The organism is Staphylococcus sp. 8AQ (assembly GCF_902506595.1).
Taxonomy (GTDB): domain Bacteria; phylum Bacillota; class Bacilli; order Staphylococcales; family Staphylococcaceae; genus Staphylococcus; species Staphylococcus pasteuri.
Genome location: NZ_LR733871.1, coordinates 2,127,095 through 2,150,030, shown reverse-complemented (window position 1 = coordinate 2,150,030; position 22,936 = coordinate 2,127,095). Strand labels below are relative to the sequence as shown.

Annotated in this window: 23 protein-coding genes and 3 pseudogenes; 14 read left to right on the top strand and 12 right to left on the bottom strand. The window is 32.4% G+C overall.

Features of this window, described 5'->3' with window-relative positions:
• Positions 1 to 84: 84 nt before the first annotated feature.
• From GVY01_RS10595 to GVY01_RS10580, 4 genes are read left to right on the top strand one after another with little or no spacing between them, the layout of a single operon-like run.
• Positions 85 to 2,034, top strand: coding sequence for a BglG family transcription antiterminator (locus GVY01_RS10595; protein ID WP_017637298.1), 1,950 nt, complete (start codon positions 85 to 87; stop codon positions 2,032 to 2,034).
• A 3-nt stretch (positions 2,035 to 2,037) separates the two neighbouring features.
• Positions 2,038 to 2,481, top strand: a complete 444-nt coding sequence (locus GVY01_RS10590; protein ID WP_017637297.1) for a PTS sugar transporter subunit IIA — start codon at positions 2,038 to 2,040, stop codon at positions 2,479 to 2,481.
• A 1-nt stretch (position 2,482) separates the two neighbouring features.
• Entirely contained in the window at positions 2,483 to 2,767 is a 285-nt protein-coding gene (locus GVY01_RS10585; protein ID WP_017637296.1) for a PTS sugar transporter subunit IIB, read from the top strand.
• A gap of 15 nt (positions 2,768 to 2,782) precedes the next feature.
• Positions 2,783 to 4,138, top strand: a complete 1,356-nt coding sequence (locus tag GVY01_RS10580; RefSeq protein WP_017637295.1) for a PTS ascorbate transporter subunit IIC — start codon at positions 2,783 to 2,785, stop codon at positions 4,136 to 4,138.
• A gap of 162 nt (positions 4,139 to 4,300) precedes the next feature.
• On the opposite strand, the gene GVY01_RS10575 is transcribed toward GVY01_RS10580, so the two are convergent.
• Genes GVY01_RS10575 through GVY01_RS10555 form a run of 5 tightly spaced genes read right to left on the bottom strand, consistent with a single transcriptional unit; the run spans position 4,301 to position 8,368 of the window.
• Positions 4,301 to 5,323: a lipoate--protein ligase gene (locus GVY01_RS10575; protein ID WP_017637294.1), complete on the bottom strand. Its 1,023-nt coding sequence runs from the start codon at positions 5,321 to 5,323 to the stop codon at positions 4,301 to 4,303.
• Between the two features lie 11 nt (positions 5,324 to 5,334).
• Positions 5,335 to 6,225, bottom strand: a complete 891-nt coding sequence (locus tag GVY01_RS10570; protein WP_017637293.1) for an SIR2 family NAD-dependent protein deacylase — start codon at positions 6,223 to 6,225, stop codon at positions 5,335 to 5,337.
• Positions 6,212 to 7,009 carry a protein-ADP-ribose hydrolase gene (locus GVY01_RS10565; RefSeq protein ID WP_017637292.1) on the bottom strand — a complete coding sequence of 266 codons (798 nt, stop codon included), beginning with the start codon at positions 7,007 to 7,009 and terminating at the stop codon, positions 6,212 to 6,214. The genes GVY01_RS10570 and GVY01_RS10565 overlap by 14 nt, the downstream gene beginning before the upstream one ends.
• Positions 7,010 to 7,342 (bottom strand): glycine cleavage system protein H, encoded by a 333-nt coding sequence (locus GVY01_RS10560; protein WP_017637291.1) that lies wholly within the window; start codon positions 7,340 to 7,342, stop codon positions 7,010 to 7,012.
• 21 nt (positions 7,343 to 7,363) lie between these two features.
• Positions 7,364 to 8,368 carry an LLM class flavin-dependent oxidoreductase gene (locus GVY01_RS10555; RefSeq protein ID WP_026083483.1) on the bottom strand — a complete coding sequence of 335 codons (1,005 nt, stop codon included), beginning with the start codon at positions 8,366 to 8,368 and terminating at the stop codon, positions 7,364 to 7,366.
• Between the two features lie 243 nt (positions 8,369 to 8,611).
• Here GVY01_RS10555 and GVY01_RS10550 point away from each other — a divergent pair, with 243 nt between their 5' ends.
• The gene (locus tag GVY01_RS10550; RefSeq protein ID WP_017637289.1) at positions 8,612 to 9,802 is read left to right on the top strand and encodes an NADH-dependent flavin oxidoreductase; all 1,191 of its coding nucleotides are present in this window, start codon (positions 8,612 to 8,614) and stop codon (positions 9,800 to 9,802) included.
• Positions 9,803 to 9,960: 158 nt separating this feature from the next.
• A complete protein-coding gene (locus GVY01_RS10545) occupies positions 9,961 to 11,334 on the top strand; it encodes an MFS transporter (RefSeq protein ID WP_017637288.1) in 1,374 nt (457 codons plus the stop codon).
• Positions 11,335 to 11,409: 75 nt separating this feature from the next.
• Here GVY01_RS10545 and GVY01_RS10540 read toward each other — a convergent pair.
• Together GVY01_RS10540 and trhO are read right to left on the bottom strand one after the other, a co-directional pair.
• Positions 11,410 to 12,389 (bottom strand): annotated as a pseudogene (locus tag GVY01_RS10540) (choloylglycine hydrolase family protein).
• A gap of 127 nt (positions 12,390 to 12,516) precedes the next feature.
• Positions 12,517 to 13,479: an oxygen-dependent tRNA uridine(34) hydroxylase TrhO gene (gene trhO / locus GVY01_RS10535; protein WP_017637287.1), complete on the bottom strand. Its 963-nt coding sequence runs from the start codon at positions 13,477 to 13,479 to the stop codon at positions 12,517 to 12,519.
• Positions 13,480 to 13,748: 269 nt separating this feature from the next.
• Here trhO and GVY01_RS10530 point away from each other — a divergent pair, with 269 nt between their 5' ends.
• From GVY01_RS10530 to GVY01_RS10520, 3 genes are all read left to right on the top strand, one after another.
• Positions 13,749 to 14,720 (top strand): SMP-30/gluconolactonase/LRE family protein, encoded by a 972-nt coding sequence (locus GVY01_RS10530; RefSeq protein ID WP_108017154.1) that lies wholly within the window; start codon positions 13,749 to 13,751, stop codon positions 14,718 to 14,720.
• Between the two features lie 30 nt (positions 14,721 to 14,750).
• The gene (locus GVY01_RS10525; RefSeq protein WP_017637285.1) at positions 14,751 to 15,200 is read left to right on the top strand and encodes a MarR family winged helix-turn-helix transcriptional regulator; all 450 of its coding nucleotides are present in this window, start codon (positions 14,751 to 14,753) and stop codon (positions 15,198 to 15,200) included.
• Positions 15,201 to 15,361: 161 nt separating this feature from the next.
• Entirely contained in the window at positions 15,362 to 16,771 is a 1,410-nt protein-coding gene (locus GVY01_RS10520) for a DHA2 family efflux MFS transporter permease subunit (protein WP_159333761.1), read from the top strand.
• Between the two features lie 112 nt (positions 16,772 to 16,883).
• Here the strand turns inward: GVY01_RS10520 and GVY01_RS10515 are convergent, their stop codons facing one another.
• On the bottom strand, positions 16,884 to 17,399 hold the full coding sequence (locus tag GVY01_RS10515) for a YceI family protein (RefSeq protein ID WP_017637283.1): 516 nt from the start codon (positions 17,397 to 17,399) through the stop codon (positions 16,884 to 16,886).
• A gap of 223 nt (positions 17,400 to 17,622) precedes the next feature.
• Here GVY01_RS10515 and GVY01_RS10510 point away from each other — a divergent pair, with 223 nt between their 5' ends.
• Together GVY01_RS10510 and GVY01_RS10505 are read left to right on the top strand one after the other, a co-directional pair.
• Positions 17,623 to 18,150 (top strand): VOC family protein, encoded by a 528-nt coding sequence (locus GVY01_RS10510; protein WP_017637282.1) that lies wholly within the window; start codon positions 17,623 to 17,625, stop codon positions 18,148 to 18,150.
• A gap of 54 nt (positions 18,151 to 18,204) precedes the next feature.
• Positions 18,205 to 19,017 (top strand): alpha/beta hydrolase, encoded by an 813-nt coding sequence (locus tag GVY01_RS10505; protein ID WP_017637281.1) that lies wholly within the window; start codon positions 18,205 to 18,207, stop codon positions 19,015 to 19,017.
• A 55-nt stretch (positions 19,018 to 19,072) separates the two neighbouring features.
• Here GVY01_RS10505 and GVY01_RS10500 read toward each other — a convergent pair.
• Both GVY01_RS10500 and GVY01_RS10495 read right to left on the bottom strand, forming a co-directional pair.
• Positions 19,073 to 19,470 (bottom strand): annotated as a pseudogene (locus tag GVY01_RS10500) (YfcC family protein); the annotation flags it as partial.
• Position 19,471: 1 nt separating this feature from the next.
• Positions 19,472 to 19,696, bottom strand: a pseudogene (locus GVY01_RS10495) (alpha-amylase family glycosyl hydrolase); the annotation flags it as partial.
• A 94-nt stretch (positions 19,697 to 19,790) separates the two neighbouring features.
• On the opposite strand from GVY01_RS10495, the gene GVY01_RS10490 reads away from it, so the two are divergent.
• From GVY01_RS10490 to arsC, 3 genes are read left to right on the top strand one after another with little or no spacing between them, the layout of a single operon-like run.
• A complete protein-coding gene (locus tag GVY01_RS10490; RefSeq protein WP_017636296.1) occupies positions 19,791 to 20,108 on the top strand; it encodes an ArsR/SmtB family transcription factor in 318 nt (105 codons plus the stop codon).
• Complete coding sequence (gene arsB / locus GVY01_RS10485) at positions 20,105 to 21,397, top strand: arsenite efflux transporter membrane subunit ArsB (RefSeq protein WP_191962470.1); 1,293 nt, start codon at positions 20,105 to 20,107, stop codon at positions 21,395 to 21,397. Before GVY01_RS10490 ends, arsB begins: the two co-directional genes overlap by 4 nt.
• 16 nt (positions 21,398 to 21,413) lie before the next feature.
• Positions 21,414 to 21,809, top strand: a complete 396-nt coding sequence (arsC, locus tag GVY01_RS10480; RefSeq protein WP_017636298.1) for an arsenate reductase (thioredoxin) — start codon at positions 21,414 to 21,416, stop codon at positions 21,807 to 21,809.
• Positions 21,810 to 21,870: 61 nt separating this feature from the next.
• Here arsC and GVY01_RS10475 read toward each other — a convergent pair whose 3' ends face one another.
• A complete protein-coding gene (locus tag GVY01_RS10475; protein WP_159333760.1) occupies positions 21,871 to 22,629 on the bottom strand; it encodes a sulfite exporter TauE/SafE family protein in 759 nt (252 codons plus the stop codon).
• On the bottom strand, positions 22,626 to 22,886 hold the full coding sequence (gene cstR / locus GVY01_RS10470) for a persulfide-sensing transcriptional repressor CstR (protein ID WP_000456194.1): 261 nt from the start codon (positions 22,884 to 22,886) through the stop codon (positions 22,626 to 22,628). The genes GVY01_RS10475 and cstR overlap by 4 nt, the downstream gene beginning before the upstream one ends.
• Between the last annotated feature and the right edge of the window lie 50 nt (positions 22,887 to 22,936).

The following is a 22,936-nucleotide window of genomic DNA, read 5'->3' as shown; positions in this document are numbered from 1 at the left end:
CATAATTTCGGATTTAAATATGAAAAGAATTGCACATCTATTAGATTAAGAAATCGCTTACAATGAAATTAGGAGGATTAGATATTGTTAAGTAATCGACAAACAAAGATTTTGTATTTCTTACTGAAAGCAGAAACGTTTGTATCCATCGCTAGGTTAGCAGATATGTTTGATATCTCACAACGTTCAATACAATATGATTTACAACATATTGAAAGTGTTCAAGACAATAAGCAATTCATGTTGATTAGACATAAATCATTAGGTGTAAAGGCGAAGTCATTGAATCAAAATAGTTTAAATAGTGAATTCGAAGCTATCGCTAATACAGTTCATCTTACTAAAAATGAACGTAAAATAAATATTTTAATTACACTTTTTGAGTCGACACAACCTATGTCATCTAATCATTTAGCAGAACTAATGAAAGTATCAAGACGAACTATTGTTAATGATCTTAAATCAGTACAACAATGGTTAGCGACTTATCAATTAGAAATGAAATATATACAAAATAAGGGATTTATCATTATTGGTGAAGAAGAAGCATTTCGACAAGCCTATGCCAATACAGTAAAAAATTATTTCAAAATGACTGTGCCATATTTCCAAGATCATTTATTTTCTGAAGCAGAATTAGCGAGTGTCAGAAAAACAGTTATTGATACTTTAATAGAAGAGGATTATCAGCTTGTACAATCGGCTGTTGATGGCTTGGTATATCATATTATTATTGCTATACATAGATTGAAGTTGAATTACTCAATTGATGTACCAAACAGTGAATATGAAAAAGTATGTGACACAGTTCAATATCGTATTTCTGAAAAATTGAAAAAGAATTTAGAAAAAGAATTTGATATTCAATTCCCTAAATCAGAAGCCATTTTCATAACGTTACATTTATTAAGTTCCAAAATTTCTAATATCAAAGAAAATTACATAAATACTAGTGAATTAGAACATATGATAAACGAGCTTATTAAACAAGTTAGTGTTGAAATGGGCATTGATTTGCGGGAAGACAAAAAATTATTAAAAGGATTAATAGTACACTTACAACCAGCAATTCACAGATTAAAGTTTAATTTAGTTGAAAAGAATCCTTTAAAAGATGATATACAAAATCAATATAGAAATGTTTACGACATCTTAAGTAGAAACATCGAATTAATCGAAAAAACTTATGAAATAACATTTACTGAAGATGAAATTGCTTATCTTACTGTTCATTTTGTTTCTAGTATCGAACGTGTTTCTACACAAAAGCACAGTTATATCAAAGTGGTATTGTTATGTGGTTCGGGGATAGGAACATCTCAATTATTAAAAAGTAAATTAGGCAATATCTATCCTGAATTTGAAGTGATTGATGCATATTCAATTTATCAAATTGATGAAAAAGCATTGTTAAGTAAAGGTGTGGATTACATTATATCAACAGTAGACTGTGAGTTTAATCAGCTCCCAGTTGTAACGGTAGATGCCTTTTTAAATAGAAATTCTAGAGATAAATTAAATCAAATAGTAAATCATTTCAGAGAATCTAAAGTGGTTAATATTGAACATATGGGTGAAAATCTTAGAAAACTTTTACCTGAACATAGAATTATTAAATTAAATCAAATTGTTAATAAAGAAAAGGCTATACATCAAGTTTCAGAATTGTTGTTTCATGATGACATCATTGATTATAGATATGCAGACGAAATCATAAAACAAATGGAATCGTTTGGTCCATATATGATTATTAGTCCACACATAGCTTTACTTCATTCTGATACGACATATGTTCGAAGTGGTGCTGGATTTGGGTTAGCTTATATTGAAAATGGAATTTCTTTTGGCCATCAAACATATGATCCAGTTAAGGTAATTATTGTTTTAGCAACAGAAAAACCTCATATTCACTTAAAAGCACTTGGACAATTGAGTCAGCTTTTAACTGATGAAGTTAAAAAGAAAGCATTTTTGGAAGGAAACATTAAAAAGATAAATCAATATATTAAAGAAATCTCAGTAGAAAGGGTGTAATGAGTGGCATTAGATATTTTGACAGAAGATAAAATTATTATAAAAAATCAAGTATCAAATTGGATTGAAGCGATAGAAATAGCTTCAGAGCCATTATTAGATAACAATATTATTAATCATGATTATATTACTTCAATGATTGAAAGTGTTCATGAATTTGGCCCATATATTGTTATAGCACCGGAGATAGCTATTGCACACGCAAGACCAGATCATAATGTTAACGAAGTAGGATTAAGTCTTCTGAAGCTCAATCAACATATTAATTTTTCAGAGAATAGTCATTATGCATCACTAGTTTTCGTATTGAGTGCAATCGATAATACATCACATTTGAATATATTACAAAGTTTAGCAGGAATTTTAGGAGATTCTGAGAGAGTTACACGTTTAACTAATGCAGAAAATAAAGAAGAAATTATAAAAATTTTAAAGGAGAATGATTAAGATGAAAATTTTAGTAGTTTGCGGACATGGATTAGGAAGTAGTTTTATGGTTGAAATGAATGCTCAGGAAGCTTTGAAAAACTTAAATGCACCTTCTGATGTTGAAGTAGAGCATAGCGATATTATGACAGCTAGTCCTGAAATGGCAGATTTATTTATCTGTGGTCGAGATTTAGAAGAAAATGCAGAACGTCTCGGAGATGTTTTAGTATTAGATAACATTTTAGATAAAGAAGAACTACAGCAAAAACTTGAAAGTAAGTTAAAAGAATTAAATATTATTTAAAAGGAGGTTTGGCATATGAAATCAATTCTTGATTTTATAGTAGACATTTTAAGTCAACCAGCTATATTAGTAGCACTTATAGCTTTTATAGGGTTATTAGTTCAAAAGAAATCAGCATCAGCCATAACTTCAGGTACAATTAAAACCATGTTAGGATTTCTAATTCTAAGTGCTGGCGCGGAAGTCGTTTCAAAATCACTTGAACCTTTTGGCAAAATTTTCCAACATGCATTTGGCGTGCAAGGAATCGTACCTAACAATGAAGCTATTATTTCATTAGCACTAAAAGATTATGGTACTACTGCAGCACTTATTATGGTGTTTGGTATGATTTTAAATATTTTGATAGCACGTGTTACAAATCTTAAATATATATTTTTAACAGGTCATCATACATTTTATATGGCTGCTTTTTTAGCGATATTATTAACAGTCGGTCATGTTAAAGGATCGTTGACTGTGATTATAGGCTCAATTATTTTAGGTTTGATTATGGCTATTTTACCGGCACTAGCTCAACCAACAATGCGGAAGATCACTGGAAATGACCAAGTTGCACTGGGACATTTTGGTACTGTTAGTTATTGGGCTGCAGGCGAAGTTGGTAAGTTATTTAAAGGTAAATCTAAATCAACTGAAGATATTAAATTTCCTAAGGGATTAAGCTTTTTAAGAGAAAGTACAATTAGTATTTCAATTACCATGGCTTTATTATACTTTATAGCTTCATTGTTTGCAGGAGTAGGTTATGTAGATAAAATTAGCGATGGCCAAAACTTTATTGTATTTTCAGTGATTCAAGGGGTTACATTTGCAGCAGGTGTATTTATCATTTTAACTGGTGTTAGATTGATATTAGCAGAAATTGTGCCGGCATTTAAAGGTATATCTGAGAAAATTGTACCTAATTCTAAACCTGCGTTAGACTGTCCGATAGTATTCCCTTATGCACAAAATGCCGTTCTAATTGGGTTCTTTGTAAGTTTTATCACAGGTGTAATAGGTATGTTCATATTATTCTTATTTGGTGGCGTAGTTATTTTACCTGGAGTAGTAGCACACTTCTTCCTAGGAGCGGCATCAGCAGTGTTTGGTAACGCTCGAGGGGGAATTAAAGGTGCTATTGCAGGATCAGCGTTGAATGGTTTATTGATTACATTTTTACCATTGTTATTCTTGCCTTTCTTAGGAGATTTAGGTCTTGCTTCAACTACATTCTCAGACACTGATTTCTTAGCAGTAGGTATTATATTTGGTAATATAGTGAAATTTACAGGAATCGTTGGCTCAATTATATTCATCATTGTGCTTGCAACGGTTGCTATATTTATTAAAAATAAATCAGACAAAAAATTAGAACAACAATCTTAAGAAACAGTTATAGCTTATAATTTTTGAAAATAGAAAAGTACTTTTCATTTAAAAACACATGTTGTTACGTAGTATTATAAATAAGCCAGTAAATGAATTTAACAATAGTTCATTTACTGGCTTTTATTTTGGACTTATGCCTTTGAAAAAATTTTATTAATTCTAACTCAATATCAATGCAACTAATTCTTCTGCAGTTACTTTGCCGAAATAGAAGTTTAAATCAATATTGTTAAGACAATCGAGTAAATCACTTTTGACCATGCGAGTACCAATCAATTGGTCTTCTACATCCTTAATATCACCTTGACCGAAGAAATCACCAAAGATACTGCATCCTTCTATACGATTTCCGGCAATTGATAGAGAAATATCAATTGTGCCACATGCGAAGCGATCGTTACGATTATATTCATAACGTGGAGAACGACCATAGTTCCATTCCCAATTATCATATTTTTCAGCTACTAATTGATCAATACCAGCCCAATCTTCATCTGTTAATTCATAACGCTTGGCATCTTTGATATCATCTATACCCATTAATTGCGTAATGATAAGATCTTTAAAGTCTTGAATCGTGATATTTTGATATTCTGGTGAAAGTGAGTCCCTTATGTTACCTACACGAGCGCGTACGGATTGAATACCTTTTGATTCAATCTTTTTGCGATTAGGGTTAAGTGATTTAACCATTGCTTCATAATCAACATCTAATAGTAATGAATAGCCACCATAAATACGTTTGTTAATAACAGTCATTGCGGCACCAGAAACTTTTTTACCATTGAGCGCTAAATCATTACGTCCGCTTTGAATAACATCAGTAGCACCTAAATTATGTAATGCTTCAATCGCTGGACGGTAAAATCTTTGAAAGTCTCCATAGATAGATGTGTCTTGTTCTAAAATACAACATACATTCACTGCGCCTTCATCTACGTAAACAGCGCCACCACCAGTATCTCTACGTACGACTTTAATATTATTATCATCAACATAGTCTTGGTTTAACTCAACAGCAGTATTTTGAAAACGTCCAATCTCTATTTTAGGTTTGCAATAATAAGGTAATAGAATGTCTTCATCTAAGAAAATGTTTTGGTTTACATATACTTGCATCGCAAGATTTACGGCGCCATCAGCAATGTATTCGCCGTTTCGAATAGGTTCAATTAAATACATATTTTTAGCTCCTAAGTTGTTAATTTTTGTTGTGCATCTGTAATTAATGTCGAAATATCTTCAGTTAAATGAATTGTTTTATCTTTAATTGTATTTGGAATGCGATAAGCCTTTTTATTTAAAGTCATAAAAATAGCGTCTGGGTTTTGACGTGTCATGCGTTGGAATGGATGTTTCACAAATTGAGGTGTCGTATAGCCGATACCAATTTCTAAATACAATACTTTACCCGTTTGATGTGCTTCAAGGAAAGCATTATAACGGTCTAGTTGTGCATGGAAATCTGCATCTTCTACCATGCCAACTTCTGCTTTACGTTTATTAATTTCCATAGGGGCATCACATTTAGGACAATGAGGAATAAGTTCCCAAGGAATTTTCATATCTTCTTGTTTGGCTACCATTTCACGAATGGCATCATCATCACGATAAGTCTGTGCATGGCAGTGTTGACTACATTGCCATAAAATATATTCACCTTGAATATGAAATACTTTATTTAAATCATAATTAGCTACGAGAAAAGCATTATCGGCGTTTGTTGTAATGATGTGGTAGTCTTTATCTTTTAATATATTTTTAAGTGCTACATAAGAAGCACCGACTGGTTGATCTAAATAATTGAGTTTGACAAAGCGACTTTCAAACGCCCAATATTCTTGCCAACTACCATATGGATATAAACTGGCTTGAAGCATATCGAAGAAGTTATATTTTTCGATAAAATCAGGAAAGTTAGACGTGAAACGTTCTCCAACATATGTAAAACCATCTGATGCGGACATACCCGCACCGATACCGATAACCACTGCATCGGCTTCATCGATGGCTTGTGCTAAAATGCTTGATTGTGATGCTTCGCTTTGAGCAAGTTGGAGCGCTTTCCAATTAGTTTGATTCATAATGACTAAGCGCCTCCTTATATAATGCATGGTCTTCATTAGTAAAGACGTTGAATACAACTTTTAACGATGACTGAGATTCTTTTAAATAATCTAAAATTGTTTCAATAGCAATATTACACGCTTCCTGTTGAGGAAAACCAAAAACACCGGTAGATATACAACAGAAAGCGATATGTTTCATGTCGTATTTATCAGCTAATTTTAAACAATTAAGATAACTATTAGCCAACAAATCTTTATTCATTTGAGAAACAGGCAATTTACGAACTTGAGGCCCAACTGTATGCAACACATACTGTGATGGAAGATTATAAGCAGACGTTATTTTGGCTTTGCCCATGCCTTCCTTACGACCTTGTTCTTCGATAATATCATGACATGCTAAACGAAGTTGAACACCTGCTTTAGTGTGAATGATATTGTCTATACAGTTATGATTTGCTTGCATACAGCCTAATAAACGACTGTTTGCAGCATTCACAATACCATCTACCTTAAGACGAGTAATGTCACCTTGCCATAAATAAATATTGTTTCCTAAAATAGGTGATAACTCATCGATGTTAACCGGATTTTCATTGTTTAAAGTGCTTAAATACGCGTCTTGTATCTTAAGGAATTCATCGTCAATTGGTTTAGGTGATCGTACATTTACTAATCCTCTAAATAATTCCCATTGGTCTTGTTCATTAGAAGGTATGTTTAAAGACTTATCACCATGTGCTTCTTGCCACAGATATTGAATGAGATAATGTAGTCGCTCTTGTTGTGTCTGTATCATTTATGCCTCTGGTAATGCATTGAATGCGTCTTCGTCAACATCTTCTAATTTAACTAACCAATTGTCTTCAGGTTTTTCAGAATTTAAGATAGTAGGTTCATCTTCTGCTTTAGTGTTACGCTCAACAATTGTTCCTGCAAGAGGTGATTGAACATCTAATACTGTTTTAGAAGCTTCAATACTTACAATTTCATCATTTTTCTCGACTTTATCTGGAGACATGAATTCTACATAACCAACAGTACCTACGTCATCTTGTAATTCTGGAGTCATATAGTACACGTATTGATTTCCTTCTTTTTCAACTTTGATATAATTTGCTAATTTAGCCATTTTGCATCTTCCTTTCAATATTTATAAATATGCTTGTGCTAGTAATTCGATAGTACGGCAACGATTATCAATACCTGGTAAGAGTGGAACAATTAACACTTCATCTGCATTAAAATCTTCAACCATTTTATCTAGTTTTGGTTTAACAGTATCAATTGTACCAGCTAATATCGAAGCATGTGTATCTTGTATTCGTGTTCGGTCACGGTCGGATAATTGATATGCTGCTGCTGTTTCAGGAGAAGGGAATTTGTCGAACTCTGAAAAGTTTTCCTTTCCTAATAACCAGACATCTAAAGCTTGTTGTAAGTTGTAAGCTTGTTCTTCTGTATCAGTAACGATAGTGAAAACAGTGATGATGACTCTTGGTTCCATTTGTAATGATGTTGTTTGAAAGTGATCATGGTACGTTTGAATACTTAACTTACTTGATTGAATAGCTGCTTCGTTAGGTAATAAAAATGTACCTAAGACAAAGCCCATACCTTGTTCTGCTGCCATCTTAGCTGAACGTTGACTCATAGCTAGTAACCACATATCTGAATGGTGTGAAATTTGTGGTTGTGCAATAATAGATGGAAAACGTTGTTCCGCTGTTTGATCCGTTATATATTGTCTGATATCGATAATGCTTTGTTGATAATCTAGATAATCAGCTTTATCTTCATCCATAGCACGTTTGACTATAGGCGTCCCCACATTATTACCAATACCTAAGTCGACACGATTAGGATAAAAATTTTCTAACATACGAAAGTTTTCGGCCACTTTATAAGGACTATAGTGTGGAAGCATTACGCCACCTGACCCTAACTTAATATGTGATGTTTGTCCTAACAATTGCATGATTAATAGTTCTGGACTACTACATGCAAAGGCAGGCACATTGTGATGTTCTGTAATCCAAAAACGTTTGTAATTTAATTTATCAGCCAGTTTAGCTAATCGGACTGTATCATCTAAAGCTTGTTGTGCATTTTTTCCTTCATCAATCATTGCATAATCAAGAATACTTAGTTCCACCAAAGACTCATCTCCATCTTACTTCCGTTTTATATACCCACTCTTATTGTAACTGTCATTGCCCTAATTTGTTAAATTTTTGGATTAAAAAATAAAAAATAATTGTTAAAGTATATTCGTACTAAAAGCGCCATAGTTAAAATATAAAAATCATATTAATGGGTGACACAATTTCTTAAATTGATTATTGGGCATGTTAGTGATACGTTGAGTTTAATAAATGTGAACGAAAGAAGAGGATACGACATGGAAGATTACTCAGCATTGTTACAACCTATTCAATTACCTAATGGTTTACAACTTAACAATCGATTTGTTTTATCACCGATGACAACCAATTCATCAACGAAAGAAGGACATATCACCGATGAAGACTTACGATATGCTGAAAGACGTGCACATTCGGCAGCATTACAAGTGACGGGTGCTGCGTACATCGAACCTTATGGTCAACTATTTGAATATGGATTTAACATTCAGGATGATGCATGTATTCCAGGTTTGAAAAAAGTTGCTCAAGCAATGAATAAGGAAGGCAACAAAGCAATTATACAATTAGCTCATGCAGGACGTTTTTCGAATCAAGCTATTCTTAATTACGGACAAGTATATGGTCCAAGTCCTATGACATTACATTCACCCATCAAACATGAAGTATTAGAAATGTCACAAGAAAAAATTCAAGAGGTCATTCAACAATATGCAGATGCGACTTCAAGAGCAATTCAAGCGGGCTTTGATGGTGTTGAAATTTCTATAGCACAACGATTGCTATTACAAACATTCCTTTCTACCTTTTCCAATCAACGTCATGATAAATATGGTGTAGATTCACTGGAAAACCGTACACGATTTTGTTTAGAAGTGATGTCAGCTGTGCAACAAGTAATAGATGAAGAAGCGCCTGAAGGTTTTATATTAGGTTATCGTGCTACACCTGAAGAAACGCGCGGTAGTGACTTAGGCTACACGGTAGATGAATTTAATCAACATCTAGACTGGGTAATGGAAGTTGCTGATATACAATATTTAGCTATCGCAAGTTGGGGACGTCATATATATCAAAATACGACACGTACACCTGGCGAGAACTTTGGACGACGTGTGAATCAAGTTGTCTATGAACATTTAAATGGTAGAATTCCTATGATTGCTAGTGGTGGTATTAATTCCGTTGAAACAGCTTTAGACGCATTACAAAATGCAGATATGGTAGGTATGTCATCACCATTTGTGACTGAGCCAGATTTTGTTAGTAAGTTAAAAGAAGGTCACCCTGAACAAATCAATTTACACGTACAACCGGAAGAATTCGATGCATTAGCGATACCACATGCTGCATTCAAAGATATAGTGAAAATGATGGATTATGGAGAAGGATTAAAAAAACAAACTCGCGATGAACTTCGTAAATTAGAACAAAACTATGATGAATAATCTTATATGATGAGATGAAAAGGTATAAATATCGTAATCAAGTTATTTATAGCTTTAAAAATGATAAAAAAGATATGTTTAATGAGAGTGAAGCATGCTATAATAACTTATGTCTTAATTGATAATAATTCTCATTTAAAATATAAGGAGTGACAAATGTGTCTATCAAGGTAAATAAATTTGATGGCAGTCTCGTATTAGCTGCGTGCTTTGCAGTGTTAACATATTGGATGTTCGCACAATCGTTTATCAATATAGGTTCTAGTGTGCAACAAACATTTGATACAACGGATGCAACTAAAAACTTATCTATCAGTCTAGTAGGCTTTGTAACTGGTATATTTATGGTTTGTGCAGGGGATGTTGCCGATAAAATAGGAAATTTAAGAATGACGAAATTAGGCCTATTATTTAGTATTATTGGTTGTTTAAGTCTAATTAGTACGCATATTACTGCGTTTTTAATTATTGGACGTGCATTTCAAGGTTTATCAGCGGCGATTTTATTACCGTCGACGATAGGGTTAGTTACAGATCATTTTAAAGGACAACAATTACGTAAAGCATATAGCTATTTAATGATTGCAACGGTAGGTGGTATAGGACTTACATCATATGTGGGTGGATGGTTATCTGGTCACTTAGGCTGGCAATCTATATTTATAGTTTCTATCGTGTTATCAATCATTGCTTTAATCATATTACGAAATAAACAAGAAGCACCTCGAGAAGAACGTAATCATCAACCATTTGATTATGTTGGTATGGTGTTGTTTGGCATATTTATCGCGGCATTGATGATTCTAATGACTCAAGGATATACATACGGCATTGGGAAATTCACAATCACACTTGTCGTTATTATTGTCATTGCATTATTAATATTTTATTTTTATGAAAAGAAAAAGACAGTACCGTTTATTGACTTTTCAATTATAAAAAATAAATCATTTTTAGGAGCAACGATTAATAACTTTGTTGTTAATACTGGTACAGGTACAACAGTTGTATTTAACGGCTATGCTCAACAACAACTTGGCTTAAACGAAGCACAAACTGGATTAGTCATCGTACCTTATACAATTATGGCGATACTGATGATTCGTTTCGGTGAGCTTGCGATTAAACGTTTCGGTGGTAAAAGTATGTTAATTGCCGGTCCACTATTCCCAACATTAGGAATCATTTTAATTAGTATGACGTTCTTTGTGCCACATTGGTATGTTGGAGTAGTAGTGGTAGCGTTTGTGATATGCGCCATTGGTAACGGTTTAGTTGCTACACCTGGTTTAACTGTTGCAGTATTTAATATGCCTGATGATAAAGTAAGTTTTGCTACTGGTTTATATAAAATGGGAGCAACGCTTGGTATGGCATTTGGTGTTGCAATTAACACCACAATCTTTACTGTTTGTTCGCAATTTTATCCAGTTGCCACTGCTGCATCGATTTCATTCTTAACAGGTGCAGTTATGATGGTATTAGGTGTTATTTCTGCGTTCATACTTATTCCAAAAAATGTAAAAGCATAAAAACAAATAATAATAAATTAGGCAGTATTGATACATGATAAAACGTATCAGTACTGCCTTTATATATGCTATATATTAATTTAAAGACGTTGTTGAAATGCCTTGTATGGGTTCATAAATAATTAAATCTTGTTTGTTTAAAAGATCTTCATTGAGCTGTAATTCTAAAATTTGATTAGATTGATAGTATTTGACGTACATCGTTTTAGTACTTAAATTAAATACAGTTTGATATAGCGTATAGTAAAAATCACTGCCTTTAGGACGCACAGCTCCTTTTGGAATGCTCACTGTGTCTAAAATTCTAAAAGCATCTAAGATAGGATTATCGTTTGGTGATGGTTTAAGATGACGTGTTAAATAAGCAGCACGGACAAATCTGTCAGTTGATGTATAACCACCAGGTAAGCCGTGTGTACCGCTTTCTGCTCCTAAAGGTTGTAATGTAGCTCCATTGGTTAATTGAGATTGTGGTTGATAAGGTGTGATATTAATATACTGTTTGAGATTCTCATAATGCCAATTTAAGTCTGGATGATTCGTTAATACGCCAATTGGATTATCACGAACTACCATACGTCCGTCTTCAAAAGTAATTTCTGCAGAACGTCCAGTTGCGTCGGATAGATGATAATGAAGCGGTGGGACGTCATTAATATCGTTAGTGTTACGGCGACGACATTAACTTTGCTTGTATGTTGAATGAGTTCTTCAATCGTTTGATGATATCCAAGTACCCAAATTAATACATCATTTTGAGAAATATTAATATAATCGTCTAGTATTTCTGAAGCGTAGGTGCAATAATCTCTATCGTATTGTGTAGAAATAGCAAGACCATGTTCATTCATGCCATCACCAAACATAAAGCCTTCCATGTCACTTCCTGTGCCGACAAAACCATATAAAGTAGTACCTTGATAATCAGCGCGAGACTCCCAAGTATAATGACGAGGCAGTATTGCTGGATGACCTGTTAAAGGCCAATCATAATCCATTGTTCGACCTAAAATAGTCTCATTTTGATAAGACTGAAACGTAAAACCAGTACACATTAAGCAAACCTCCACATCTTTTAATTGATAACTATTATCAATTATATTCTTGATAAACATTTAATTCAATGAACTTGCAAAATAAAAAAGGACCACATTTTTTTAAATGGGTCCAATCAATAATTATTTATGCGTGAGCGTGTTCTGGTACGTCTTTAAAGTTTTCTAAACGACGATTCCATTCTTCATCACTAATGTCATGAGTTGCTACATAACGGTTACGTTCATGTTTAGCGCAATCATATGAACAAGCGCCTAAATATTTTTCTTCGTTTTCTTCTGAAACAAGAATTTGTTTATTACATTCTGGATTTGCACAATTAATGTAACGTTCACAAGGTGTGCCATCAAAATGTTCTTTACCGACAACCGTTTTTTCAACTTGGTTAACATCTACACTAATACGTTCATCGAAAACGTACATTTTGCCATCCCAATATTGGCCTTTAGTTTCAGGATCTTTACCGTAAGTAGCGATACCGCCATGTAATTGACCTACGTTTTCAAAGCCTTCTTTAACTAACCAACCAGAGAATTTTTCGCAACGAATACCACCAGTACAATATGTCACGATGTTTTTACCATCTAATTGATCTTTGTTTTCACGAATCCAATCTGGTAAGTCTCTGAAACGTGTAATATCTGGACGTACTGCACCACGGAAGTGTCCTAAATCAAATTCATAGTCATTTCTAGCATCTAAGATGACTGTATTTTCATCTTCAAGTGCTTCTTTAAATTCTTTAGGTGAGTAATATTTACCAGTTGTTTCACGTGGATCTACATCGTCTTCTAAATCAAGTGCAACGATTTCTTTTCTAGGACGTACGTGCATTTTTTTGAAAGCATGACCTTCAGCTTTATCAACTTTGAATGTCATATCTTTAAAACGTTCGTCTGCATGCATATGTTCCATATATTTATCAGTATCTTCTTTTGTACCTGATAATGTACCGTTAATACCTTCTGTAGATACTAAAATACGACCTTTTAAGTTATTGTTTTTACAAAACTCTAAATGTTCAGCTGCAAAAGTTTCGGGGTCATCAATAGTTGTATATTTATAATATAAAAGTACTCTATAATCCATTCTTATTCTCCTCTAAATATTAATCTAATTATTTCTACATCATATATGATTATTTATCATTTGTTTCGTTAATGTCTGTGCATTTTTTTATACCATTATAATATTGTACCAAAATTAGCAAATGATTCAATATCTCAGCTTATAAATTAAAAATGATTATGTATTATTTTATATATTAAATTTTAAAATGAGTTAGCCATTCAATGACTTTAAAAATAATTTCAGATAAAATAGGAGTGATTAATATTAAAGAAAGAAGGGGTATGGATATGGAACAAAATGGATTACCAACATTAAAATATGAAGGAAAATCAGCAAGTGTCGCACCGATTGTTTCTGAAAGTGAACTTCAAACAATTACGGCTGAACCATGGGTAGAAATTTCCGATAAAGGACTACAACTTGAAGGACTACAGTTTGATCGTGATGGTCAATTATTTTTACTAGATGTTTTTAAAGGTAATATTTTTAAAGTAAATCCCGAATCTAAAGAAGTAACACGTCCATTCCAATCAGAAAAAGACAATCCAGCAGCAATTAAAATTCATAAAGATGGTCGCTTGTTTATTTGTTATTTAGGTGATTTCAAATCAACTGGCGGAATATTTGCTACTACTGAAAAAGGGGAACAGTTTGAAGAAATTATTGCTGAATTAACTACTGAATATTGTATTGATGATATGGTGTTTGATAGTAAAGGTGGATTTTATTTTACAGATTTTAGAGGGTATTCAACTAATCCTCAAGGCGGTGTATATTACGTATCACCAGATTTTCAACATGTAACACCTGTGATACAAAATATTAGTGTTGCTAATGGTATTGCTTTAAGTACTGACGAGCGCACTCTTTGGGTAACTGAAACAACTACTAATCGTCTACATCGAATAGACTTAGAAGAAGATGGAGTGACGATTGCACCATTTGGCGCGACGATTCCATATTATTTCACAGGTCATGAAGGACCAGACTCATGTTGTATAGATAGTGATGATAATTTATATGTAGCAATGTATGGGCAAGGTAGAGTATTAGTATTTAATAAAAAAGGCTATCCGATTGGACAAATATTAATGCCAGGTCGAGATGAAGGTCATATGTTACGTTCTACACACCCTCAATTTATCCCTGGTACAAATCAATTAATCATATGTGCGAATGATATAGAAATGGGTGGCGGTTCTATGTTGTATACAGTTAATGGATTCGCAAAAGGCCATGACAGTTATCAATTTCAATAAGAAAATAGATTAAGTTAACGGGTGAAAAATATGTATGAAGACTATGAAAAATTAGATTTTGTTGATTTAATAAGTGAGCGCCATAGCCATTTAAGAGGGATAGTTGAAGACTTAACGAATCAAGAAATAACTGATAGCAAATTATCAAGTTCTGAGTGGTACGTTATTTTTAGAATTTATAAAAAGCAATTAAGTTTTGTAGAATTAAATCAATCAGTGAATTTATCACGTCAAGCCATTCATAAAGTTGTAAATAAATTACAAGATAAAGAAATAGCTGTTATAAAAGATGTAGAAGGTAATAAAAAAGAGAAAAGTGTACAGCTCACAAAATATGGAGAAAAATGTTATGAACAGTATTTAAAAATTAATCAACAATTAGAATCGCATATTGAAAAACAACTTGGTACTGAAAATATGAAAACCTTAAAGAAACTTTTAAGTGAAGATTGGAACTTAAAGGAGTTTAAAAATAACTGAATATATCTTTTGTTAATTAAACTGTTGAATTTACACAGATTGTAGTTCAACAGTTATTTTATGCCTTATTTTTGTCAACTAAGTTGACAAAATTGAAACGCATTTGCTAAAGTTAGTGCTAATGCTTTAAAAAAAGAATGTTATAAGGGAAGAGGTATAGAATGACGACTCAAGTAAAAGTAAAAAGTCCCAAAATGTTTGCTTTTGTATTAATGATAGGTGGATTTATGGGAATGTTTAGTGAAACAGCATTAAACATGGCATTAACAAATGTAATGAACGATTACCATGTTAGTGCTGTTTTAGCCCAATGGTTGACTACAGGATATTTATTAACGATGGCATGTATGGTACCCGTATCTGTCTATTTAACTAAATGGTTTAGCACAAAAAAATTGATAATATCAGGTATCATATTATCTCTTATAGGGGTTGTAATTGCTGCAATAGCACCTGCATTTTCCTTTTTACTATTAGGTCGTATTGTCCAAGCGTTAGGTACTGGAATTATTCTGCCGTTAATGGTTACAGTGTTAATGCTTATATTCCCCATTGAAAAAAGAGGGGTAGTTATGGGGATTATGGGACTTGTAATGACTGCAGGACCAGCTTTAGGACCAACTATTGCTGGTATCATCATTTCATCTCTTAGTTGGCACTATATTTTTTGGATTAGTGCAGTATTATATGTCGTTATTTTAATTATAGCTATCAATAAAGTAGAGAATGTTTCAGAAATTACGAAACCGAAAATTGATATATTATCTATTATTTTATCGACAATTGGATTTTCTGGAATAATTTTTGGATTAAATATGATGGCAGAACAACCATTCATGAATATAGTTGTTTGGGGGGCGTTGTTGATTGGTATTCTTGCATTAATAGTCTTTGTTAGACGTCAATTTACACTTAAATCTCCAATGTTAAATTTAAGAGTATTTAAATATGGCATGTTTAATTTAGGGGCTCTTATGGTTTTTCTTGTTATATTATGTATTCTAGGATCAGGTATTATTCTACCGATATATATCAAGGGATCGTTAATGTTTAGCGCTATTATGGCAGGCCTTATCTTATTACCAGGCAATATTATGAATTTAATTTTGTCCCCTATAATAGGTCAATTATTTGATAAATTTGGGGCGAAAATATTTGGTATATTTGGTTTTGTTATTTTATTTATTTCTATGTTAATCTTCGCTTTTACCATATCAGCGCATACACCAGTTTGGGTGATTATCTGTAATTTCATGTTAATGTTTATAGGAATAACAATGATTATGATGCCTGCTCAAACAAATGCACTAAATCAGTTACCAAAAGAATTATACCCGGATGGTTCTGCAACGATTACTACATTAATACAAGTGGCTGGTTCAGCTGGTACCACAATTGCTATTACAATATATACTATTGCAATGAAACATTTTTCAGAAACTCATGAAAAAATATCAGAAACAATATTAATAGCACATGGAGCAGAAAAAGCATTCTGGTATTTAGTAGTCTTAGCATTCATTGGTTTAATTTGTTCATTATTTGTTAAAAAGCCAAAGGTAGATAATTAAGAAAAATAAGTATTAAGGTTTGTATACTAATTTAAGTGTGCAAACCTTTTTAGTTATAAAATAAAAAAACGTCTAGGTTTATACCCAGACGTTTTAAAAAAATATATTTAAATTAGTCTTGTACGCTGAATTCTGCTGAAGCTTCGAATTTAACGTCTTTACCTAACATTACGCCACCAGTTTCTAATGCTTGGTTGAAGTTGATGCCGTATTGTTCTCTGTTAATTTTACCAGTTACGATGAAACCAGTAACTTGTTCGCCGTTCATAGGGTTTTTACTTACGCCATTGAATTCAACGTCGAATTTTTCTTCATGAGTTTCACCTTTAATAGTTAAGTCACCAACAACACTGTTTTCGCTGATTTCTTTAGTTACGAAAGTGATTTTGTCGAATTCGTCAGTACCGAAGAAATCTCCTGATTTTAAGTGATTGTCGCGGTCTTCATTAGCAGTATTGATTGATTTTGGATCGATTGTTACTGTTGCTTTTAAAGAACTTAAGTCGTTGATGTCGCCTTCAACATTTACGTCAAATTGATCAAATGTTCCTTTAACTTTTGATACCATTAAGTGTTTGATTTGGAATTCTAAAGAACTGTGTACGCTATCGAATGTAAATTGAGTCATAATTAACTCCTCCGTTTTCTTTTTAATATATCATTTGTACTTGATATAAATAATATACTACACTATTTTTAGAAAAGCAAACTTTTTAATGCTTAAATATCTAAAAGTTTTAGGCTTTTTCTACTTTAAAAGTATATTTATTAACAAAAAGTGTCAAATGATAAGAATAAAAAAGTAGAAAAATTAAAATACGGGAAAAATAAAAGTAAAGAGGTGTTTAAATATGACAATTTCAAGAGGTATTAATCATATTGGACTTACTGTTCCTGATATTGAAGAAGCAACACAGTTTTTTAAAGAAGGTTTAGATGGAAAAATTGCTTATGATAGCCAAACAAAATACGACAATCCTAGAGAAGGAGAATTTGTTGAACGTGTCTTAGGACTACAACAAGGTGCCAAAATTATTAAAAAACGAATGATGGTATTTGGAAATGGACCTAATATTGAACTATTTGAGTTTAAAGATGCGACACAACGTCAAGCAGAGACATTGCAAGATATTGGCTATACGCACATATCTTTTTATGTTGATGACTTTGAGCATGCTGTAGAACAAGTTAAATCTGCTGGTGGCGAGCCAATTTCAGAACCACATTTAAATACACGTTATGAAGATACGAACGATAATCAAACAGTTTATATCAAAACACCATGGGGCAGTTTAATTGAATTACAAACGATTCCTAACGGATATTATTATCCTCCTGATAGTGAATCAGAAGTTTACATTCCGAACGAAATTAAGTGATGAGTTATGATTGTTCGAAAAAGGGGTATTAATAATATAAAGGGGTCGATGACCATGAATTTTATAAAATATATACAATCAGCAGATGGTACAAATTTGTACGGTAAAATTAACACGGTTAATAACTCAAAAGCTAATGTCATTATAGTACATGGTTTAGCAGAGTATCTTGATAGATATGATGAGTTGGCGGCTTTTTTGAACGATAATCAATTTAATGTTATTCGTTATGATCAACGAGGGCATGGTCGTTCAGAAGGAAAACCTGTATATTATAATAATGAAAATGAAATTATTGAAGATTTGGATGCAACCGTACAATGTGTGATGGAAAATTGTCCAGGTAACATTTATTTGATTGGTCATAGTATGGGTGGTTATGCAGTTACTCTATATGGAACGAAGCATCCTGGACTTGTTGATGGTATTATTACTTCTGGAGCGTTAACGAGGAATCATTTAAATTTGTTTGGAGACCTTGATAGTAATCACCCTTATGATATGTATATACCTAATGAATTAGGAGAAGGCTTATGTTCTGATGAAGAAGTAGTTCAAATATATGAGACGGATGATTTAATTGCTGAAGATATATCAATGGGTTTAATTTATACGTTATTAGATGGTGTTAAGATATTGAAAGAAAATGCAGCATATTTTACTGAACCGATATTGATCTTGCATGGCAAAGATGATGGATTAGTAAGTTATCAAGATTCACTAGAATTGTATAATGAAATTGGTTCTAAACATAAATCAATACACATTTATGACGGCCTTCAACATGAAATATTTAATGAGTCATCATATAATAAAAATATTTTCCGGGAAATTGTTGAGTGGTTAACACGTGAAATTAATAAATAGAGTTAAAGGGATAATACATCAATGGCGATGTATTATCCCTTTTCATAAAATATAGTTAATGTAATAAAACTTGAGTTACTAACATGCCACCACCGAATACAAGTACAAAGACAACCACTGGCCAAACGAAACGGAACCAATGAGAATAACGCATGTTAAGCATTTGTAATGTAGCCATGACTAAACCGGTTGGGGCTAAGAATAACATTGCATATTGACCAAATTGATACGCCGTAACAATCGTATATCTAGGAATACCCACCGTATCGGCTAATGGTGCAAAAATAGGCATCGCTAATACAGCTAGTCCAGATGATGATGGAATAATAAATCCTAGGAAGAAAAAGATAAATAGTAATGCGATAACAAATAATGGACCTTGAATATTTTCAACAAGTGATGAAGAAAAATGTAAAATCGTATCTGATATTCTTCCGTTATTTAATACTAAATNAAAACCATCAATACCTTTATCGAACCACCAATTCATCATGTCTATAACTGCATTTCGTACTTCAGGGTTTTCCCAATTTAAATCGGGTTGTTTAACACTGAATAAGTGAAAATAATATTGTCCTGTATTTTCATCAAATTCCCAAGTTGAACCATTAAAGATACTTTCCCAGTTATTAGGTTCAGAACCATCATCCTTCGGATCAGCCCAATAGTACCAATCACGTTATAAACAATCTAATGGATTGTTGCAAAAAATCAATGTATATAGATTGTTATCTATATATATGATATTCTATATTAAAGGAGGTAGCAAATTTATGTCTTACAAGGAACTTTCATTACAATTAAAAACTTTATCCAATTCAAGTCGATTAGAAATATTAGATTTATTATCTTGTGGTGAATTATGTGCTTGTGATTTATTAGAGCATTTCCAATTCTCACAACCTACATTAAGTCATCATATGAAAATACTGGTAGACAATGAACTAGTGACTACGCGAAAAGACGGTACTAAACGTATGTATCAACTTAATCAAGAATACTTAGATGCAATCAATAAAGAATTAACTTATATTAGTTCCCCTACTCAACAATGTATGTGTAAAAAAATAAAGACAGGTGAATGTAAATAATGACTATTTTAGCGATTATTATTTTTCTTTTAACCCTCCTTTTTGTAATTTGGCAACCTAAAGGGCTAGATATAGGTATTACAGCATTAATTGGTGCTGTAGTTGCTATAATCACTGGCGTTGTAAGCTTTTCAGACGTACTAGAAGTTACTGGAATTGTTTGGAACGCGACTTTAACTTTTGTTGCAGTTATTCTTATTTCACTCATATTAGATGAAATTGGATTCTTTGAATGGTCTGCCATACATATGGTAAGAGCGTCAAAGGGTAATGGCTTGAAAATGTTTATCTTTATCATGCTCTTAGGTTCAGTTGTAGCAGCCTTCTTCGCAAATGATGGTGCGGCTTTAATACTGACGCCTATTGTTTTAGCAATGGTACGTAGTTTAGGATTTGATAAAAAAACGATATTCCCATTTATTATTGCTAGTGGTTTTATTGCAGATACTACGTCTCTTCCACTAATTGTAAGTAATTTAGTTAATATCGTTTCTGTTGACTACTTCCATATTGGATTTATTGAATATGTAAGCCGCATGATCATTCCCAATCTATTCTCTTTACTTGCAAGTATCGTTGTATTATGGCTATATTTCAGAAAAGTTATTCCTAACCATTTTGAAATTAAAAATCTTAAAGCACCTAATCAAGCCATTAAAGATCCAAAATTATTCAAGTTTTCATGGATTGTTTTATCAATCTTACTCATCGGTTATATAGTTAGTGAATTTATTCAAATTCCAGTATCGTTAATTGCTTGTTTGATTGCGTTTATATTTACTGTATTGGCCTATAAATCGAGAGTAGTAAATACAAAACAAGTTATCAAAGGTGCACCATGGAATATTGTGCTCTTCTCTATAGGTATGTATTTAGTTGTATTTGGTCTGAAAAATGTAGGTATTACTGCACTATTAGCTAATATTCTATCAAGCATATCAAACTATGGATTGTTTAGTAGTGTTATAGGTATGGGCTTTATATCCGCATTCCTTTCAGCCATTATGAATAATATGCCTACCGTATTAATTGATGCAATTGCTATTGGACAATCTGCAACTACCGGTTTAATCAAAGAAGGCATGATTTATGCTAATATCATTGGCGCAGATTTAGGACCTAAAATCACACCTATCGGCTCCTTAGCAACATTACTATGGCTACATGTTTTAACACAAAAAGGAGTAAAAATTTCGTGGGGCACATATTTTAAAACGGGTATTGTTATTACGATTCCTGTTCTGTTTATCACATTAGTTGGTTTGTACGTTACACTTATTATATTTTAAAAAAGAGGTGTCAATGATGACAAAGAAAATAATTTATTTTATATGTACAGGTAATTCATGCCGTAGCCAGATGGCTGAAGGCTGGGGTAAAAAAATCTTAGGTGATGAATGGCAAGTATATTCTGGAGGTATTGAGGCACACGGTGTCAATCCGAAAGCAACCGAAGCTATGAAAGAAGTTGGAATTGATATATCAAATCATACTTCTAATCTAATAGATAAAACTATACTAAACCAATCTGATTTAGTAGTAACTCTATGTAGCGATGCTGATCAAAACTGTCCTGTATTGCCGCTTAATGTAAAGAAGGAACATTGGGAATTTGATGATCCTGCAGGCAAACCTTGGTCAGAATTTCAACGTGTTAGAGATGAAATCAAAACCTCCATTGAATCATTTAAAGCTAGATAAACTTCAAGCGTCTCAATATGGTTGAGACGCTTTTTAATAGATTTTCTATCATATAATGCTCTTAAAAAATCAACTTAATGATTGCAATGACGATTAAAATACTTACAATCACTTTTTGAATAGAATCAGGTATTTTTTGTCCTATTTTCATACCTAGAGGTGTAAATAGTATACTACCTAAAATTAACGGTATTGCACTATTGATAGGAATATAACCCTGTAATAATTTAATCATAAATGCTCCAATAGAAGAGATGAATGCAATTACAATACTATTTGTAACAACCACATTCATTGGTAATTTAAATATAACAAGTAGTACTGGAATAATAATAAATGCTCCACCAGCTCCTACAATACCAGATACCAAACCGATGATACTACCTATTGTAATTAAAAGTACACGATTAAACTTAATATGACTAGTAGATGGTGTAATTTTAATAAACATTAGAATAAGAGCTAACAAAGCAATGATTATATAAATTACATTAACAAAATGACTATTAAATACAGTTGCTAATAATGCACCTAGAATACTACCTATTACCATTCCACTTCCCATATTAAATATAAGCGTTCTAGAAAAATCTTTATTTTTATATGCTTTTAAAGATCCACTCAATGTACTAAAAAACACCTGAATTGAAGTTAATCCTGAAGCAATATAAGCACTATAAGTAGGTAAACCAAATAAAGGTGGTAATAATAAGAGAGCAGGGTAAATAATAATGGCTCCTCCTATACCAACTAGTCCAGAAATAAATCCTCCTAAGATACCAATAGCTAACATTACTATAATTGCTGTTATACTTATCATTTACTTTTTATTAATAATTCAACTGCTTCATTAATTAGTGCCTGAGAATCTTCACTATTTTCTTCAGACATTTTGACACATTCTACTAAGTTCTCACTAATGATAATACCCATTAAACGTTGAATAGAACTTTTAGATGCACTTAATTGACTAATGACATCTTTACAATTTTTTTCTTCCTCCATCATTTTAATCACACCATTAAGCTGTCCTTGTATGCGATGAATACGATTAATCATCTTTTTATTATATTCCAATATATTTCACTCCAAATTAATTTTTAATAATTACATCATATTGATTAAAT